This is a genomic window from Bacillus sp. C-3-6 (assembly GCF_054509685.1).
Map to the genome: position 1 here is coordinate 2,848,144 of NZ_CM137247.1, position 17,666 is coordinate 2,865,809.

Below are 17,666 nucleotides of genomic sequence, written 5' to 3' on the forward strand. Positions count from 1 at the left end.
CAATTTTCTAATCTGCTTCAATTATAATTTGAATCATTTAATTTTTCTTCTTATCTGGCATCTACTCTTTAAACAAAAACTCCCCTTAAATCGAAAATGATTAAGGGGAGTTTTATATACGATGCAATTATAGTTCAGATTTCACTCGAACAGAAACATTATTTTTAATTATATTTTTGACATCTTTAAAGCTAACAAAATTGTTACTTTTCTCATCCCAAAGACGGAAACGTAGTGATTGTAAGCTTGTAGCAAGCGTAATCGTTGGTACATTTTTTAACGGAAGCGTATTATTGTGTGCCTCTTCTAGTTTATAGTTAGGTACTCTTGGGCTTAAATGGTGAACATGATGGAATCCAATATTACCAGTTAAGAATTGCAAAATTTTAGGAAGCTTATAAAAAGAACTTCCTTCCACTGCCGCTTTCACATATTCCCAATCTTTATCCTCTTCAAAATAAGAATCCTCAAATGTGTGCTGTACGTAAAACAACCAAATACCTATTGAACCTGCTATTAAAAATATAGAACCATGTACTAAAAGAAACGATTGCCATCCAATTGCCCAGCAAAGCATTCCTATAATAGCAACGATTAAAATATTCGTTAAATAAGTGTTCATACGTTCTTTTTTTCTAGCACCTTTTCGGTTAAATCTATTTTTAAGCAGGAAAACATAAATCGGGCCTAACCCAAACATAACGAATGGATTGCGATATAAACGATATGCTAAACGAAGTCTAAATGGTGCTGCTACATATTCATCTACTGTAAGCGTCCAAATATCTCCTGTACCCCTTTTATCCAAATTACCACTCGTAGCGTGGTGAATAGAATGCTCATGCCCCCACTGATCAAATGGGAATAATGTTAAAACACCCATACACGTTCCAACTATTCTATTTGCACGTCGACTTTTAAAAAACGAATAATGGGTGCAATCATGAAAAATAATGAAAATCCTTGTCATAAATCCAGCGGCTAACAATGCTGGAACTAATGTTAACCAATAAGAAACTGACAAACTTTTATAAGCAAGGTACCATAAAATAATAAATGGCACGATTGTGTTGATCAGTTGCCAAACACTTTTTTTAATCGTTGATTTTTCAAAAGGAGCAACTTGTTTTTTTAAATTTTTAGTATTTTCTAAGGTCATTGTTCTAATTCCTTTCCTTTTTGTTGCTAATTCATATTATAGCACACTATTAGTATCAGGTGTTAAAAGTAGCTATAATAAATATTTTATACTATAAAAATCTCTTTTTTCTTACTCATTACTTACAAATTTCTTACGTCCAAAATAGCTTCTATAATTGGACAAACGGAGCATTATATATATCAAAGAAACTTCGAATTTTTCCAATAAGTACATAAAAAAACAGAGAGTTTTTTCACAAGAAGAAAAGAGCTACCATAAGTCAATTTCACCGACTTATGGCAGCTCCTCTTCTTTTCACCTTATTTTATCGATGAAGCCAAACTGCACCTGCAGACTTGTCTTCAGCTTGGCCTACCACTTCAAACTTCAGTCCTAATTTTGGTAACTTACGTCCTGCATCAGGAATAATGCTGTTGATGTATTGCTTAGAATCATCAAATTTCGCCACTCCTGGTAATCCTTTATAATCAAAGATACCGCGAGTTGGTGAATTTACTTTCCATGCTGGCGTTTGATCAAATGAGAATGCCGCATCGGCAATTTGATAACGCGTACTGCTCTTCACAGTAGGTTGTCCGTTTAATGTCCCTACAATTGCCTCTGGATGAGAATCTACAACTCCTAAGAACCCTTCACCTGGATGAACGCCTACCCAGTTATCTGTAAAGCTTTGATCCGCATACCATACAACCATTCCTGTATTAAATACTGGGCCACGTGCATGTTGTAACGCAGTGTCAGAACCAGCGTAATTTCTCCACTCTACATAGTAATTATGTTTTTTCTGTTCAAATCCGTTAGACACAGTAAAGCCTTTTAACGTCATTGCTGGCTGACCTTCTGCATCATCAGAGAAAACAACTTTTCCATCTACAGTTAAGGCTGCATTATCTAACGCAAATCCTTTATAAGCTACTGCAATATCTGTTAAGTACTCAAATTGCAGTTTTACTTTTTTTCCTTTGAATTGGCTTAAATCGTATGATTTATCAACCCATTTACCATCAGTTGTATCCGCGCCGCCTTTTACATCTTTTTCGCCCATTCTATCAATGCGTGTCTTCGTTCCATCTTCTGCAATCGCATATACGTCAAGGAAATCATACTTCGCTTCAAGTTCGTAAAATGCCTTATAATCGAACTTAGCATCCTTTGCATTTGTTAAGTCAAATACTGGCGTCTCAAGTGTTGTATGAATGTCATTTCCTTTTGTACTATAATAGAACTTCTTACCAAACGCCGATTCGATATTTTTTATATCTTTGTCCGGCAAGTTAACACGAACGATTCCAGGTCGTTTAGATTTTGTAGTACTTTGATCTACATATGTCGCAACACCGATGCCTTTGCTAAGTTTGTCATAATCTACTTCAAGGATATTCGCCCAATTCCCCTTCATATTCTTTTGGAAAAACTCTTTATTTTGTGGTGAGAAACTCGTTGGCTCTGTTCCTGCAATTTTTCCAGCCCAGCTACCACCACTCATAATAGACCATGACTCAACAGGTTCACCTTGTCCTGAGTACTTTGTATCATATTCATCTGGTAAGCCTAAATCATGGCCATACTCATGTGCAAACACACCAACCGCTCCGTCTTCAGGCTCGATTGTATAATCGTATGCAGCCATCTTTCCGCCCCAGTTCGAAACAGAAGATTTCGTGCCATCAATTGCATATGGTTTTGAACCGAGTTTTGAACGATGTGACCAAATCGCATCATCTTTCAATTTACCGCCGCCAGCTTCTTGACCAACGCCAGCATGTACAACCATTAAATGATCAATAATTCCATCTGGCTCATTTTTATTTCCATCACCATCTTGATCGTATTGATCAAATTGGTCATAGTCTGCTAAATTGATTCCTTTTGCTACCGCTGCTTTTAATGCTTCTTTCACAAAATCTTTTGGTCCTAAAGGCCCCTTGTTATCATGACCAGTACCCGCATCAGCACCATAATCTGATGCTTTTCCTGGAACAGTAAGCCATTCTGTTACAGTCCCATCAACTGTATAGCTACCACCAGATTGTTCTTCATAATATTGCTTAAATGTGTTAATCTTCGATCCATCAAATAAAGTGAATGGTTCATCACCAAATAACATTTTTTGATAATGTTCACGATTAAAGTCCTTAGAATACATGTATCCTGGCTCTTGATCAATATTGTTATGCTTAAAATCGCTAAATTCTACAAGTAAAACAAGTACTTTATCTTTTCGAACAGCTCCATTGTATTCTTCTTGCTTCGCTGATGTAGTAGGTACTTTTCCATTTAATTTCCCTGGATTTAATGCTGCACCTTGTCCAGCTACTGGGCCTACTTCAGGCTGCTGTGCCTGTTCATTTTCCTTCATTTTTGCATCTTTTACTTTTTTCATAAAATCAGAAGCTTCTTGTGTAAGACTATCTCCTGTTAAGATTTCTTTCCCAGGGTTTTCCCCTTTCTTTTTCTCAACATATTTTTCGACAGCTTTTGACGTCTCAGCTTGTGATGCAGATTGATCAATTACCCCCCGTTGTTTTAGCGCTTCTGCCAAACGCTCCTCCGGTATTAAGTGCTCATCTATTGGTAGAGATGATGTTGGTGTCTCAGCATACGCTGCGTGACCTCCAAAAGCAAACGTACTACTTAGTACCGCTGCTGTTGTTAATACCGCTAATGGTTTTAATTTCTTTTTCTTTTTCAATGTATTTCCTCCCCAGTGTCTGCAAATTATCGTTTTTTGCCGATAACAACATAATATTCGTTATAATACGAATATTCAATCTTTTTCAACAAATAAAATGTTGAGAAATATTTTTTTATGCAGAGTGAAATACAAAAGATAGAAAAACAAACAGGCTCTCCAATAAATAACAGTGAACTTTTATATGTTCTTAGTTACAATCAAAATCCAGTAAATCTGAGATTTATATTTTTTTAATAAAAATAAGAATTAAATATTTTCTATACTATTTAATCTATGGATTATCATATTACTCACTATTCTCATTATTACAAGCTAATAGTGGTTCATACATCATTATAGCGTGATTCTCCGTTACATATTGATCTTCTATTAACTGTTTCTGTTGATTATATACTTTACGTTGAATCACATTATGTCGTATATAACCGCCCCAGTATGCAGGTTGAATTGAGTGTTCTTTCTCATACACTTCATATTGATAAAGTTGCGGATAGACTGTTCTCCATTCACCAACTAAATGTTCATCTGTCATATAAAGGTGAAGTTGATACGGTTGGTCCGTTTCATTTTTAATTTGTAAATCCAAATAGTTATAGGAACAAGTCGCTCCACTCCCAAACGGTTGAGTTCGCCTCGAATCAGGAAAGACATCAAAGCTATGACGATATCGTTCTGTTACTGTCAGTGGTGTATGTAAAGTCATCCAATATATTAAATTCGAAAGCTGACAAAGACCTCCTCCAATACCTGTTTGAAAAGATCCGTAGTGTAATACCATACCTTCTACATATCCTTTTTTCCTCGTAGGCTTACCTATTAAACGCCAGTAAGAAAATGTTTCTCCTGGTCTAATGACGATACCATTTAGTTTTTTTACAGCAATTTTCAAATTAACAACCTTATTCTGTTGATACCACATATCTACATCTTTGAGCTTACGAAGTAATATCGTTCGGTGCTGAATTGCTGTACAAGGTAGCTTTTCTTGTTGGAGCCTTTTTGCATATGTTTTTCCGTCTACTAACCACTGAATGTATCTCTTTGTAGAGTAATACCACGTCCCTAGCATAATGCGATACTTAGACCGCTGTTTAGGACGTAAGTGCACTATATTCATTTTATTCCCTCTCTCTTTCTTCAACTAAATTTCAATATACCTCTAATTCAATGAACTACAGTTTTCTTAGCTGCATAATAATTTTCGTAAATAAAGTGAAACTTTAATCAGCCCTCACCAATCGGGCTTTTACAGGCAGCCCGATCCCCACCTAACTTCTTTGCTTTCGCTGAATTTTGAGGTGGGGGTCTTACTGCCCAGCAAATAGCGGGATAAAAAAGACGCAAAAAAATAATAAATTTACTCTAGTGGAGATTTTATTTTGATGATTGCTTTATAATTATATGAAACTGCGCTACAATACGATAAATTGAAATAAACATATTATAAATATAACGAATAATATTAAATAAAAAATAATGAAAATTAAAGAAATTCTAAAGTATTAATATATTTTTCATAAATATTAATTGATAATACATTAGACTTTACTATATGTATAAATTCTCTATTCTACAAAACGAAATTTTTTAATGTAAGAAAAAAATATAATTCCCCTTTCACATTTATACAAGTCTCATCTGGAAAACTTTCCAAAACAATCCGAACCCTTATATTTAGAATAAACACAAAAAAATTGCCACCAGTTAGCTTAACTGGTTGGCAATTTTTTAACGAGAATGCTTTACAAATAGTTGAATTGCTTCTTCTGGTACATAGCACTTTCCATTACTCTCTACAATAATACTTCCTAATTCATACCCTTTACCATTGATACGAATTATATTTTTGTTACCAAATAATTGTGCTTCTACTTTATTATGTTTTACTACGAGTAACGGGTTTGCTCCTTCGGTTTTTTCGGCTGTTACAGTTGCACCGACTTTCTTAAAGGCTTGTTCACTCTCTAAAAATATTTTATTCGTTACTTCTTCTAAGTTAAAGCCCATCGCTTTCGCCATCGTCTTCGCAATGTCTGTATTTTGGATTAAGCCTTCTGGTTTTTGAGGTCCATAAGAATGTAAAAATACATCCTCACCTGTATGTCCTCCTGTCGTAAAGCCGATATTTGTACGATTAGCCAATAATGTAGTAAGAATTCGTCCTACATCCATTTTCTTTTTTGCCGCTTTTAATTTTTCTTTTTCATCATGAGTTAGATTATCCAAACCGTATAGTTTAGCTACATCTTCTACATTTGATAAATCAGATTTCAGTTTATTTATAGTTCCTTCAAGTGTCATTTTCGCCTTTTTCAATGAATCAATGTATGCAGAAACCGGTGTAGTATTGTATCCTTTTGTCGTATTTCTATTCCCTATAGAGATACCGCTGTTACCATGATCAGTTAAAGCGATGAGCATCGTATCCCCATCTTTCTTCGCAAATTGTAACGCCTTTGCTACCGCTTCATCAAATGCCAATATATCACTAATCATCCCAATTGGATCATTAGCATGAGCTGCCCAATCAGGCTTACTACCTTCTACGAATAAAAAGAAGCCATCTTTATCTTTTGATAATGTTTGAATTGCTTTTTCTGTCATTTGAGAAAGTGTTGGTTGTTCTGGATTTGTTGCTATACGATCCATATCAAACGCAAGAGCATGATTTGAGAAAGAGCCCCAAATTTTATTAGATTTGGAGTTCAATAACGCATCTTTCGTTTCAACAAAATCGTATCCTTTGTCTTGAATCACCTTTACTAAATTTTCACCATCTTTTCGGATTCCATTACTTTTCATAGGTAGCAGCGCCGCTTTTCCCCCGCCTAATACGACATCTATATTTTGATATACTTGCTGCTTCGCAATTACATCAAATTGCTTGCGATTGACATGGTGAGCCGAGAATCCCGCCGGAGTAGCATGCTGAATTTCAGATGTAGCAACAATTCCAGTTGCACGGCCAGTACGTTTTGCACCTTCCAATACGTTTGCGACCGGCCGTAACTTGTCCTCTTCTTTTATTGGCTTTAAGTTAGGTGAATTTACAGTAGAAGGTAGTACGCCTACATATCCTGAATTCGATTTATTTCCAGTTGCTAATGCTGTCGCTGCTGGTGCTGAGTCTGTAATAGCTGATTCTGCAGAATATGTACGAACACCTCCTGTTACAATTTGATCTAACGTAAGCGGTGCCCCTTTATACCAGCGAGCCAATGTTGTCGCCGTTGAACTTGTTCCGTCCATAACCATCATAATTATATTTTTAGGCTGGTGTTCTACTTTTTTCACCTTAGCTTTGGCCGCATGATAATTCATCATACTTTCCGTACTTAATACGCTTACTATTATAGCTCCCACTAATAGTAACTTTTTCATCTTCACACCATAATTCAACATGATTGTTCCTCCATAAACTTTGCATTCATTTCAATACACCTTATTTCCTTTCTCATTCCACAACCTACATATGTTTTATTAGTTCCCAATTCTCATAAAGCTAACAATAGTTACTTTCTATTTCTTTCCTTAATCAAATATCGGTATGTGTCATCTATCTTATAAAAAAGATTTAGCATTCATTTCATTAATTACTTGTTTAACAATAAATCCTCGATTAAAAGAAATAAAATTTTATTGTTAAACAATAAATTCCATGTTAAATTAATAAGATATTAAATAAATGAGGTGCTTTTTATGAAACAAGGATCCACACTCTTTTTAAAGACCGTTGTGATTCTGATCGGAATCCCCGTTCTTGCTATGTGCATTTTTTTAGTCCCTAAAATAGGAAACTTCGCCGCAGAATTATATCCGGATATTGCATATATTAAATACCTTGTATTTATCAACTTATACGCAACAGCAATACCTTATTACTTCGCACTGTACCAAACATTTAAGCTTTTAAACTATATTGATAAAAACAACGCATTCTCAGAGTTATCTGTTAAAGCTTTAAAAAATATTAAGTACAGCGCATTGGCAATTAGTGTATTATATGTATTAGGTATGCCACTTTTCTATCTCGTGGCAGAGAGAGATGACGCCCCTGGCATTATTATTATCGGAATGATTATGATTTTTTCTTCAATGGTAATCGCGGTCTTTGCTGCCGTTCTCCAAAGACTATTAAAAGATGCTATAGATATAAAATCAGAAAATGATTTAACGGTCTGAGGTGAATAATATGGCAATTATTATTAATATTGATGTAATGTTAGCAAAAAGAAAAATGAGTGTAACAGAACTTTCGGAGAAGGTTGGAATTACAATGGCTAACCTTTCTATCTTGAAAAATGGAAAAGCAAAAGCAGTCCGTTTTTCAACTTTAGAAGCAATATGTAAAGCATTAGAATGCCAACCGGGGGATATTTTAGAATATCAACCTGAAGATACCGAGTAAAAAGAGTCCTTCATACGAGTAATGGGTTCAGTTTAGGAAGAAAAAAATGCTAATAAACATTAGAAATAACAAACTAAAACGCTCAGAAAATATTCTGAGCGTTTTTATTTCCTTCTTCAATTAAAGCACCCGTTAGTGTAAAAAGCTATTTCACCATTTGTATGGCTAACTTATCTTTTAACATTGACCTATATGAGTCAATTTCATATTTTGTATTATTGATTTTTTCTTTTTTCATTTTTAACATATCGAATATTTCTAATTCTAAATTCCTTCTAGCTTCAAGAACTTTTATCGCTCCTTCTACACCTGAATGGTTATGTTCTTTTCCATAGCCTTGGTTAGTGTAATAGTCGATAATTCCTGTGGACCATTCTGGAGTTCTTTCTTTTAACGCCTTCCTAAATGAAAATTCAAGATTATCTTGTTCTACATACAATAACATTGGATTTAAATTCTCTATGATTTTTGCAACTTTCATTACATAATTTATTATTTTTTCTTTTTGTTCACCATATTTAATCATCCCAATAGTTAATGGATTTTGTATGAAACAACATTCAAAGATATAAAACTTATTGTCTTCTAGAGCGATTTCAGCAAAGTCATTCCATTTGTCAGCAATTAATTCAACATTTTTATCGAATGGTAATTCGTATATATCATTTTTTAAAATAATGTTAAATAATTCGTCCGAAAACTGGTCACCAAACTCATTTTTCATCTTTCTGTATGGTAATAAATAATTGCTTCCTTTTTTTAGAACTTTCTTAAGGAGCACTTCTTTAAAATCTCCACTGTTAGATAATAATCTATTGAACTCAAATTTATTAAAACAAGATACACCATCATAGTCGGCTGGGTGGTTCAAATTTCCCTCTAAAAATAGTTCAACCTCAATTTTATTTTGGCTTAGAATTTCATTTATTAGCTTTGCAGTGGTTGATTTTCCAAATCCAGGTAACCCTTCTACTATTATTAGTTTTGTATTCATAGTTATAAACCCTTATCTTCAAAGTATTGAACCAAGATTAAAAAAATCACTTAATCCACTACAATCACCCCTTCAAAAGATGATATTTACCATTTCCTTTGAAAAACCTTCTTAAAGTAATCTGAACGCTAGTTTAAGAACATTTTTTCACAATCTCTATAATTATTTTAACATAAATTTTCCATTTATCTTATTATTTAGAACGCTATTTAACTATATGAAAGCGCTTAAACACTGAAATAACAATAAAAAAAGGGATGCTAAATCATAAGTGATTTACATCCCTAATTTGTATGTTATTTTATATTTTCACTCCCGTAACTATACCCGTTATCATACGAAAAGGACTCTTTTTATTTCACATTACGGCGCAAAACTAATTTGACCAGTAAACAATAGGATAATTGCTATGATCCAAAATATAAAAAATGATGAGGACAATATTAATGAAAGAATAGCAATCCCCTTCTTCTCTGTTTTTTTCGTCATTGTGATTATTGAAAGCATGATACCTACACCTGTCAGGACAATTGTAATATAATCTCCAACTATATTACCTGCATTCGCTATCCTTGTTGGCGTTATAAAAACGAATAGAAAACACAAAATGCCGATGAGTAAAGATATATAGCTTATTATACTGTACTTCTTTTTAGGAACTATTTCTGTTTTCATACTAATCCCACCCCTTCTATATAGCTATGAGTTTATATTAGCATGAATAACCATAATTTGGTTATGATAAAAAGCAGATAAAACGGACACTATCACTTTATCTGTCAGTTTATTTCTATCTAACAACTAACTATTTCTTTACTAAAGATATACAATCATTCTTTAATCCACGGCAATTGGTATATAATAGCTCTAAAAAATAAAGACTGTACCTTTAAAATGAAAGATACAGTCTTTATTAATAACTTTTTTTATAAAGAAAACTCTCTATCACTCACTACCTTAAAAAACTCCGAGTAATGTGATAAAGAATAATCCGCTACATCACAATTACCTTGAAACATACATGTTGAAATACCTAATTCTTTTGCAGGTAATAAATCTAATTCTCTATCTCCAATAGCTAAATCAATATTGTATTTTTTATGCAGATGATTATAAGCTAAAGAGTTTGGCTTCCGAGGAAAGCCATCGTCAATTGTAACCATATCTACGAAGTATTTTTCCCAGCCGTAATATTTTAAAATGCCCATAACCCCTTCCCTATGTTTATGGGTCATAATCACATTTTTATTTGCAAATTTCAAAACCTCTTCGACACCTGCAAAAGGTTTCATATCTTTTGACGTGAATTTTCCCTTCAAAACTTTAATCTTTTCTTCCTGCTCGCATGAAATATTATAATACTGAATTGCATGAGAGTATGATATTTTTAAGTTTTTGTATATTTCTTGTTTTTCTACTGAATCACCTAATATTTCAGAAAGCATCATTGTATATGCAGGATACGTATCAAATAACGTCCCATCAAAATCCCATAAAATATTCATTCTATTCACCTTCTATGTTCAAATCATTTAATGACTAAATCCGCCCTATTCCTCGGCGATTCCATTTCTAAGTAATAATCCTCTGCTTTCCAATACCTATTTTCAAACTTTGAAAGGTTTTTCTGTGTCTCCTCACTCTCACGTAGAAACCTTGTCTCTCTTGGACAGTCCAAATAGACCATATAATGAAAGAAATCTCTCCATTCTTTTCGCTGCAGAAAAACTCCTTCAATAACAATTACGCCTACAATAGGAATCTGTACTTTTTTCATTTCACATGAGTCTGTTTCCTCTTGATAAAAAGGCAAAGTTAATTTTGTCTCATGTTGTAACTTCTGAAAAAACTTCTGCCTCAAGTATGTAATATCCCACTGTAAACAATAATACTCATACCATTCTTCATGGTTTGTATAATAGCGTCGATTACGCTCCACTATATGATCATCAATATGGAAAATATGAAACGGAATGCCTTCTTGTTTCATATTTTCTTTTAAATTTGCTACGAATGTTGTTTTTCCTGAACGACTTAAACCATCTATACCTAAAATGAATCTATTTTCCCTATGATTCTTCATAATCGTTATAAGTTCGTTTGTACTCATTACTTCTTCCACTCTTCTTTTAATAAAGAATATAAAATGGTATCATGAGCAACTCCATTTTGAATCATATGTTTTCGAAGTAATCCTTCTTCTTGAAATCCTGCTTTTATTAACAACTTTTGAGAAGCTTTATTTTCTACATATACAACCGCTGCGATTCTTATCAGTTGCAGCATTTCAAATCCGTAAGCTAAAATCGCTTGTAATGCTTCCGATGCATATCCTTGTCCCCAATATGTATCATCTAATTCATAACCAATTTCAGCTCGTTTATGATTATTATTAATTAAATGAAATCCGCACGTTCCGATTAATTGGCCCGTCCCTTTTTTCTCGATTCCCCAGCGAAATACACTGCCCTCTTCATAACGATTTTTAAAAGTTTGAATCGTTGTTTTCGCTTGCTCAATATTTTCAAAAGAATCCATTCCGAAATAACGTATAACTGATTCTTTCGAAAAATATTGGAACATCGTTTCTGCATCTAATAGTGTAAGTTCTCTTAAGAGTAAACGTTCTGTTTCTAGTTTTGGAAATCCCATCTCTCTTTCTCCCTCTATTCTAATGAACTGCAAATTTCAATATAATTTCCATCTGGATCAGCAATGTAGGCAATTGTTTGTCCCCACGGTTTTACAATAGGTTCAACTAAAATCTTGATTCCTTGTTCTCTAAATTGCTCAATCGTTTCTTGTACATTCTCAACAACGAATCCTAATTCGAAATGAGAAGACTTTAATTCACCTTCTGTAAGCGGTAGTCCTGTTAATTCTTTCACATCTTGCCGCGTATTCATCGCTAAAATGGTAGTTCCAGTATTAAATTCAATATATGTACCGTGCTCTGCTTTTATAGGTAACTGTAAAATATCTTTATAGAATTTTAAACATTCCTCAAACTTTTCTACATATAAAATGATGTACTTCATTTTCAAATCCATTTTACATCCCCCTTTATATCTATCCCTAAAATTTCGACAAAAGTCTCACAAAAACCTTGTTCCTTGTAGTAATGAGCAAAAAAAATGAGGCCGATTTCTCGGCCCCCCAGCTTATTGGCATAAAACAGGAGATTTGGTTTGGACATAACCAGTTCGTACTTTTATTATATTTTATTTTTTCTGAATTTTAAATACATTAAACACCTATTTATATTGAGAAAGTTTTTTGCTTGCATAAAATTAAAGATTTTAAGAAATGATACAAATGGAGGTGTATACATATGGAACCAATGCTATGTCCAAGCTGTAAAACGAACCGTACTCGCTTTAATATTCTTGAACAACAAGTAAAACCAGTCAAATTAAATCCACAAACTGGTCAAGTAGAAGAAGAATACACAAATGAAACGATGAATGCTTTTCATATGGCCTATCAAGGACCTACATACCGCGTTCAATGCGCTGTATGTGGGCTTGTTGAAAACCCTGAACAATTTATTAAACCTGCTCAAAATCAGTCTTTCTAATAAAAACATTATTATCCCTTGTAGAAATAGATTTTTCTATAAGGGATTTTTCCATTTAATAAGTTAATTAAAGATGTATTTCTTCCTTATTATATATTAAAACCCACACCCTTTTGGTAATATTTACATAAGGGGGGGATAACAAATGATTTTAAATAAAAAGATAATGCTTCCATCAACATTTCTACTAGTAACTTGCCACATAGTCATCTTTTACTTTTGGATCTTCGATTTTGAAAAAATAACGACTCCTTACGGTCTAACAATATGGATTGTTTCTACTATTTGTGGTCTTTTACTTTATTACCATTTTAAAAATCAAAAATCTAATAAAGTGATATTTATTGCTAATTCTTTATTATTAATTATTTCTTCTTCATTTATGATTTTTTTTAGGTATTGTTACTGGTATTATCTTTGTAACTGTTAGTTCTATGAATTAAATATATATTTTTATTATATAAAAAATAGTTAACAAAATAGAATTACATAAAAATTAAAGAAGAAGATAATGATGTCATTGTCATCATTATCTTCTTCTAGAGTCTAATCTTTATTATAATATTTCACTTTTCAATTTCTTGATTTTCCAATAAATTCTCATGAAGAAATAAGCATACATACAACCTACAAGCCCTGTCATAACTTTCGCCCAAATTGGCACTCTTGATTCTGTTGAACTTAAAAATACGCTATACATTGAGGGTAATATAGTTATTGAAATTAATGCGAAAAATTGTAATAATTCCTTCATTTTTTGCACCTTCGTGTCCTTCTCTGAATATATGTCAGGTAACTCAATTCCCTTCTCTACTTCCTTACAAAAATAATTCCATCTTGTAAAACTTGTGACACGTTTCCAACCAGACATTTCATATATTTCAAAGTACTCCTGTTGTTTTTCTTTTGAATCCCAATAAACCAATCTAAAATCCGCTTTATATATTACATCTTTCGGTTCTGTTTTCTTAAACGTATACAACAAATTATACCTTTGTAACGCCCAACCTTTTTGATGCATTTTCCGTAAAAAAGCTTCTTCTTTTTCTAAACTCCATGCCATGAAAAATTTAAATACCTTCTTTGTCTCCATCTCTCATTCACTCCCCTAATATACTATTCCCATTCCTTACAGATCTCTGTAACCTGTTATACTCGAGCTCTAACACTTCTCTCCCAAACGGCGTTAACTCATAGCACTTCTTTCTATCTGTAGAGGCAACTTCAACAATTAATTTTTCTTTAAGTAATTTCGTCGTATTCCCGTATAACGTACCAGGACCGAGTTTTACTTCTCCATTTGTCATCTCTTCTACCATTTGCATAATTCCATAACCATGCATTGGCTTTACAAGTGACAATAATATGTAGTATGTCGCCTCAGTTAACGGAATATATTTTTGCGCCTTCGCATTCATTATAACTACCTCCGATACATCGCTTTATGATATATCGACTCACGATACATCGTATACCGATATTGTATAATCATATTCCAAAATATGCAAGCTTAATTTAATAATTAAATATCTATTTCTTTGAATTAAAAAATCATACTAATTTTCCGAATAATTTGTTAAAATATAGAAATATTAGCTCTTTTATACTGAAAGGAATGGTACATATGATAAATAAATTGAAAGAAAACATAGGATCTGTGTTTGTTGGTAAAGAAAATGTTATTGATCTACTGCTTGTTTCACTGCTTGCTGATGGACATGTACTACTCGAAGACGTGCCTGGTACTGGGAAAACGTTACTGGCGAAAACCATTTCAAAAAGTATTGGCGGTAGTTTTTCTCGTGTTCAATTTACCCCTGATGTACTTCCAAGTGATGTAACAGGTATTGAATACTTTAACCCAAAAACAAGTGAATTTGAGTTAAGAATTGGACCCGTTATGACAAACATTTTGCTAGCAGATGAAATTAACCGTGCAATGCCGAGAACACAATCTAGTTTGTTAGAAGCGATGGAAGAGCGACAAGTGACGCTTGAAAAACAGTCTACTCCTCTCCCAAAACCGTTCTTTGTTATTGCAACGCAAAACCCAATTGAATCACAAGGGACTTTCCCTCTTCCAGATGCACAGCTTGATCGCTTTTTAATGACGATTTCAATTGGTTATCCAACTCCTGAAGATGAGTTACAAATGATGCGACGTTTTCGTAACGATATACCGCTAGAACGTGTCACACCTGTTATCTCTTTAGAAGATATATTAGAATCACAGAAACGAATAAAAGAAATTTTCATATCAGAACCGTTAGAACATTACATAATTAAACTTGCACAAGCTACTCGAAATCACGATTACATCGCTAACGGTGTAAGCCCACGTGCCACACTTTCTTTAGTGCGCGCAGTTCAAGCATTAGCCTTCTTACGCGGGAGAGAATATTGCACCCCTGAAGATATACAATTTTTAACTCCTTCTGTTTGGAATCACCGTATTGTCTTATCAATGGAAGGTGCCCTGCGCACGACTAAAAATGATATAATGCAAAGTATTTTAAAAGAAGTTGACGTACCTGTGGAGATTGAGCAAGCATGAATGGACAGCGTGTTGTAACTGTACCTTTATTTTTTCAACTCCATATTATTCAACTAACTGTGCCAGGCGCTATACTATTTACCTTTTTTATGCCGCAACGAATTATAATGTTTCTCTTTTTCTCCTATTATTTATTTGCGATTTTCATTTATAAATATGTCGCTTACATAGAGAAAAAATTTGAAGTTATAAACGAGAGACAAACAACTCGGCTTTTCCCTGATGAATCTGGAAAGTTTTTTATTCATTTGAAAAACGGTGCACATATCCCTCTCGTTAATGGTGTTTGTTATTTTCATTTAGATTCGTCTCTTATACAGCATAAAGATCAAGGAATTGAACGAATATCAAAAACGTTATTCTCTTTTCCATTTTCACAACCTGCACATTCGGCGCAAAAATGGGATTTAACATTAACCGCAACGAAACGTGGTGTGTTTCAAATTGAACAGTTCGAATGCGTTTTAAAAGATCCTTTTCATTTATTAAATGTACACTTACCTGTTTTCGATAAGTTAAAAACTGAAATTATTGTGTATCCTTCTCCTAAAGAAGTAGCAGGTTTGCAAGAACTTCAGCAACTTCTAACTGGTTCTTATCGAACTAATTTTTCTTTTTACAATGATGAAACATCTATTATCGGTGTAAAGCGATATGAGCGTGAGTCTTTCCGCTCTATTCATTGGAAGGCATCTGCTAAAATGCAAGAATTACAAGCGAAGCAATTTGAACCTGTAAAAAATTATAGTTGGACGATTTGTCTTTCTTTAGCTGCCGATCGTGGATTTGGTTGGAAAGATAATGTTGAAGATTTAATTTCATTCGCAACATACATTTGCCAATATGCAACGAAGCATCACATACCGTTTGAATTATTTATTAGTGTATTAGCAGAAGGTGGTGCATTACATTTATCGTTACATGAAGGGCAAACACAATATGCAAAAGCTTTAGAAGAATTAGCACGTATTTCAGATGATAGTACGTTACTTCCGAAACAAGGATTCCTTCATTATGTAACGAGAAAGAGAGAACGTTCGTCTACAATGATATACATTGGTTTACAGAAAAATGAACTCCCTCTTCTCTCGCAGCCAACGTTCCTCATTAATAGCGAAGGGATGGTGGAATCGGTTGAAAACTTGGCTCTATCACGTTAATGACTTTATTTTGCTTCTCCTCCTTTCATTATTAACAGAAAGGGATGACCTTGTTGCTATTGCCATATTTTTAGCAACAGGCTATGTAGGCATATTTCTTATTCATAAATTTATGAAGAAAAAAACAACCGGATTTGTCATACTGTTCATTACTCAAATAATTGGTTGTTCTTTCCTTCTCCCATTCTCTCTATTCGGCACAATTATGTTACCGCTTTTCTTCTTTATCGTACATGTAGTCGGACCAGGATATCCAGTTCAAAAATCGTTAGGCGGTATTGTTTGGTTTAGTATTTCAGCCATATTTTATGCGCCCTTTCCACCTTTGTGGAAGCTGTTACTATTAGTTATACACATTATGATTACATTTTGGTTAACTGGGGCAAATCGGAATCAACAGTTATTACGTTTCATTTCTATCATTACGATTGGTGTAATGAGTATAGTACTTGTTTTAGTTTTTCCTTTTATTCGTCTTATTTTTAGCTTTATCACAGAAGTAGTTGCGTTAGGAGTCGGTTATGTTATAAATCCATTTCTCATAGCAGCTGAATTGAAAGATACTGAAGGGGTTTGGGCAAGTAAAGGGCATCTCTTAAAACCTAAAATTGAAGACAATGGGGAAAAACTTCCTGATTTTGACCCCACACTCATAAATAGCATTACCATAATAGCATGTACAGCTATCGCTATTTACGTCGTTTGGAAAATAGTAAAAAAACGAAAACAATTCAGTTTACCAAATATGCCCGCCTTCGAATCTACTATCATTACTAATAAAGAAGGAACGAACCAAAATCGTTTTAAACGAAATAAACCGCCGCATAACGAAATTCGGAAGGAAATTTTCAAGCTAGAGAGTAAGTTAACCCCTCCTTTAAATAGAAAACGGGGAGAAACTGTTGAAGCTTGGCTAGAAAGAATAAATGATGAAGAAGATGTAAATATTCAAAGTGATATTATTATAGATGCTTATAATACGGTGCGCTATTCAAATGGTAAAAGCATTGTACTTCTGCATGAATTTAAGGAAGAGATTCATAAGCTTTATGCCTATCAGAAAAGTTTGAAGAAACGAAAGAAATAACGTAACAAAAAGACTCCTATATTCATAGG

General features: G+C 33.6%; 18 protein-coding genes and 1 pseudogene. 7 read left to right on the plus strand and 12 right to left on the minus strand.

The window, feature by feature from the left end; genetic code table 11:
• Positions 1 to 127: 127 nt before the first annotated feature.
• From desA to ACW0JX_RS14710, 4 genes are all read right to left on the minus strand, one after another.
• Positions 128 to 1,159: a Delta(5) desaturase DesA gene (gene desA / locus ACW0JX_RS14695; protein ID WP_000171496.1), complete on the minus strand. Its 1,032-nt coding sequence runs from the start codon at positions 1,157 to 1,159 to the stop codon at positions 128 to 130.
• 307 nt (positions 1,160 to 1,466) lie between these two features.
• A complete protein-coding gene (locus ACW0JX_RS14700) occupies positions 1,467 to 3,854 on the minus strand; it encodes an immune inhibitor A domain-containing protein (RefSeq protein ID WP_000727446.1) in 2,388 nt (795 codons plus the stop codon).
• Between the two features lie 289 nt (positions 3,855 to 4,143).
• Positions 4,144 to 4,974: a VanW family protein gene (locus ACW0JX_RS14705; RefSeq protein WP_088022222.1), complete on the minus strand. Its 831-nt coding sequence runs from the start codon at positions 4,972 to 4,974 to the stop codon at positions 4,144 to 4,146.
• Positions 4,975 to 5,585: 611 nt separating this feature from the next.
• On the minus strand, positions 5,586 to 7,259 hold the full coding sequence (locus tag ACW0JX_RS14710) for an alkaline phosphatase (RefSeq protein WP_168410574.1): 1,674 nt from the start codon (positions 7,257 to 7,259) through the stop codon (positions 5,586 to 5,588).
• Between the two features lie 297 nt (positions 7,260 to 7,556).
• Here ACW0JX_RS14710 and ACW0JX_RS14715 point away from each other — a divergent pair, with 297 nt between their 5' ends.
• Complete coding sequence (locus ACW0JX_RS14715) at positions 7,557 to 8,039, plus strand: DUF2975 domain-containing protein (protein WP_048565490.1); 483 nt, start codon at positions 7,557 to 7,559, stop codon at positions 8,037 to 8,039.
• Between the two features lie 10 nt (positions 8,040 to 8,049).
• Positions 8,050 to 8,265, plus strand: coding sequence for a helix-turn-helix domain-containing protein (locus ACW0JX_RS14720; RefSeq protein ID WP_000974619.1), 216 nt, complete (start codon positions 8,050 to 8,052; stop codon positions 8,263 to 8,265).
• Positions 8,266 to 8,410: 145 nt separating this feature from the next.
• Here the strand turns inward: ACW0JX_RS14720 and ACW0JX_RS14725 are convergent, their stop codons facing one another.
• From ACW0JX_RS14725 to ACW0JX_RS14750, 6 genes are all read right to left on the minus strand, one after another.
• Positions 8,411 to 9,259: a P-loop NTPase family protein gene (locus ACW0JX_RS14725; protein ID WP_168410575.1), complete on the minus strand. Its 849-nt coding sequence runs from the start codon at positions 9,257 to 9,259 to the stop codon at positions 8,411 to 8,413.
• Between the two features lie 363 nt (positions 9,260 to 9,622).
• A complete protein-coding gene (locus ACW0JX_RS14730) occupies positions 9,623 to 9,934 on the minus strand; it encodes a hypothetical protein (RefSeq protein ID WP_168410576.1) in 312 nt (103 codons plus the stop codon).
• 251 nt (positions 9,935 to 10,185) lie between these two features.
• On the minus strand, positions 10,186 to 10,764 hold the full coding sequence (locus ACW0JX_RS14735; RefSeq protein WP_016512647.1) for an HAD-IA family hydrolase: 579 nt from the start codon (positions 10,762 to 10,764) through the stop codon (positions 10,186 to 10,188).
• Positions 10,765 to 10,787: 23 nt separating this feature from the next.
• Positions 10,788 to 11,369, minus strand: coding sequence for a kinase (locus ACW0JX_RS14740; RefSeq protein WP_071732026.1), 582 nt, complete (start codon positions 11,367 to 11,369; stop codon positions 10,788 to 10,790).
• Complete coding sequence (locus tag ACW0JX_RS14745) at positions 11,369 to 11,911, minus strand: GNAT family N-acetyltransferase (RefSeq protein WP_000506652.1); 543 nt, start codon at positions 11,909 to 11,911, stop codon at positions 11,369 to 11,371. Before ACW0JX_RS14745 ends, ACW0JX_RS14740 begins: the two co-directional genes overlap by 1 nt.
• Positions 11,912 to 11,925: 14 nt before the next feature.
• Positions 11,926 to 12,309 (minus strand): VOC family protein, encoded by a 384-nt coding sequence (locus ACW0JX_RS14750; RefSeq protein WP_000364497.1) that lies wholly within the window; start codon positions 12,307 to 12,309, stop codon positions 11,926 to 11,928.
• Positions 12,310 to 12,590: 281 nt separating this feature from the next.
• Between ACW0JX_RS14750 and ACW0JX_RS14755 the strand changes: the two genes are divergently transcribed.
• On the plus strand, positions 12,591 to 12,836 hold the full coding sequence (locus tag ACW0JX_RS14755; RefSeq protein WP_000433609.1) for a hypothetical protein: 246 nt from the start codon (positions 12,591 to 12,593) through the stop codon (positions 12,834 to 12,836).
• A gap of 145 nt (positions 12,837 to 12,981) precedes the next feature.
• Positions 12,982 to 13,279, plus strand: a pseudogene (locus ACW0JX_RS14760) (hypothetical protein).
• Positions 13,280 to 13,392: 113 nt separating this feature from the next.
• Here ACW0JX_RS14760 and ACW0JX_RS14765 read toward each other — a convergent pair.
• Together ACW0JX_RS14765 and ACW0JX_RS14770 are read right to left on the minus strand one after the other, a co-directional pair.
• On the minus strand, positions 13,393 to 13,929 hold the full coding sequence (locus tag ACW0JX_RS14765; RefSeq protein ID WP_168410577.1) for a DUF2812 domain-containing protein: 537 nt from the start codon (positions 13,927 to 13,929) through the stop codon (positions 13,393 to 13,395).
• Between the two features lie 7 nt (positions 13,930 to 13,936).
• Positions 13,937 to 14,254, minus strand: a complete 318-nt coding sequence (locus ACW0JX_RS14770; protein WP_000991891.1) for a PadR family transcriptional regulator — start codon at positions 14,252 to 14,254, stop codon at positions 13,937 to 13,939.
• Between the two features lie 206 nt (positions 14,255 to 14,460).
• Between ACW0JX_RS14770 and ACW0JX_RS14775 the strand changes: the two genes are divergently transcribed.
• The 3 genes from ACW0JX_RS14775 to ACW0JX_RS14785 are packed head-to-tail and all read left to right on the plus strand — an operon-like array spanning position 14,461 to position 17,637.
• Positions 14,461 to 15,390: an AAA family ATPase gene (locus ACW0JX_RS14775; protein WP_053564135.1), complete on the plus strand. Its 930-nt coding sequence runs from the start codon at positions 14,461 to 14,463 to the stop codon at positions 15,388 to 15,390.
• Entirely contained in the window at positions 15,387 to 16,550 is a 1,164-nt protein-coding gene (locus ACW0JX_RS14780) for a DUF58 domain-containing protein (RefSeq protein ID WP_089171324.1), read from the plus strand. The genes ACW0JX_RS14775 and ACW0JX_RS14780 overlap by 4 nt, the downstream gene beginning before the upstream one ends.
• Positions 16,525 to 17,637: a DUF4018 domain-containing protein gene (locus ACW0JX_RS14785; RefSeq protein ID WP_095690647.1), complete on the plus strand. Its 1,113-nt coding sequence runs from the start codon at positions 16,525 to 16,527 to the stop codon at positions 17,635 to 17,637. The genes ACW0JX_RS14780 and ACW0JX_RS14785 overlap by 26 nt, the downstream gene beginning before the upstream one ends.
• Positions 17,638 to 17,666 lie beyond the last annotated feature (29 nt).

Coding starts and splice junctions, on each gene's coding strand:
- ACW0JX_RS14765 (WP_168410577.1), bottom strand. CDS start 13,929: ATGGAGACAAAGAAGGTATTTAAATTTTTCATGGCATGGAGTTTAGAA.
- ACW0JX_RS14720 (WP_000974619.1), top strand. CDS start 8,050: ATGGCAATTATTATTAATATTGATGTAATGTTAGCAAAAAGAAAAATG.
- ACW0JX_RS14770 (WP_000991891.1), bottom strand. CDS start 14,254: ATGAATGCGAAGGCGCAAAAATATATTCCGTTAACTGAGGCGACATAC.
- ACW0JX_RS14740 (WP_071732026.1), bottom strand. CDS start 11,369: ATGAGTACAAACGAACTTATAACGATTATGAAGAATCATAGGGAAAAT.
- ACW0JX_RS14705 (WP_088022222.1), bottom strand. CDS start 4,974: ATGAATATAGTGCACTTACGTCCTAAACAGCGGTCTAAGTATCGCATT.
- ACW0JX_RS14715 (WP_048565490.1), top strand. CDS start 7,557: ATGAAACAAGGATCCACACTCTTTTTAAAGACCGTTGTGATTCTGATC.
- ACW0JX_RS14780 (WP_089171324.1), top strand. CDS start 15,387: ATGAATGGACAGCGTGTTGTAACTGTACCTTTATTTTTTCAACTCCAT.
- ACW0JX_RS14745 (WP_000506652.1), bottom strand. CDS start 11,911: ATGGGATTTCCAAAACTAGAAACAGAACGTTTACTCTTAAGAGAACTT.
- desA (WP_000171496.1), bottom strand. CDS start 1,159: ATGACCTTAGAAAATACTAAAAATTTAAAAAAACAAGTTGCTCCTTTT.
- ACW0JX_RS14775 (WP_053564135.1), top strand. CDS start 14,461: ATGATAAATAAATTGAAAGAAAACATAGGATCTGTGTTTGTTGGTAAA.
- ACW0JX_RS14750 (WP_000364497.1), bottom strand. CDS start 12,309: ATGGATTTGAAAATGAAGTACATCATTTTATATGTAGAAAAGTTTGAG.
- ACW0JX_RS14755 (WP_000433609.1), top strand. CDS start 12,591: ATGGAACCAATGCTATGTCCAAGCTGTAAAACGAACCGTACTCGCTTT.
- ACW0JX_RS14725 (WP_168410575.1), bottom strand. CDS start 9,259: ATGAATACAAAACTAATAATAGTAGAAGGGTTACCTGGATTTGGAAAA.
- ACW0JX_RS14735 (WP_016512647.1), bottom strand. CDS start 10,764: ATGAATATTTTATGGGATTTTGATGGGACGTTATTTGATACGTATCCT.
- ACW0JX_RS14730 (WP_168410576.1), bottom strand. CDS start 9,934: ATGAAAACAGAAATAGTTCCTAAAAAGAAGTACAGTATAATAAGCTAT.
- ACW0JX_RS14710 (WP_168410574.1), bottom strand. CDS start 7,259: ATGTTGAATTATGGTGTGAAGATGAAAAAGTTACTATTAGTGGGAGCT.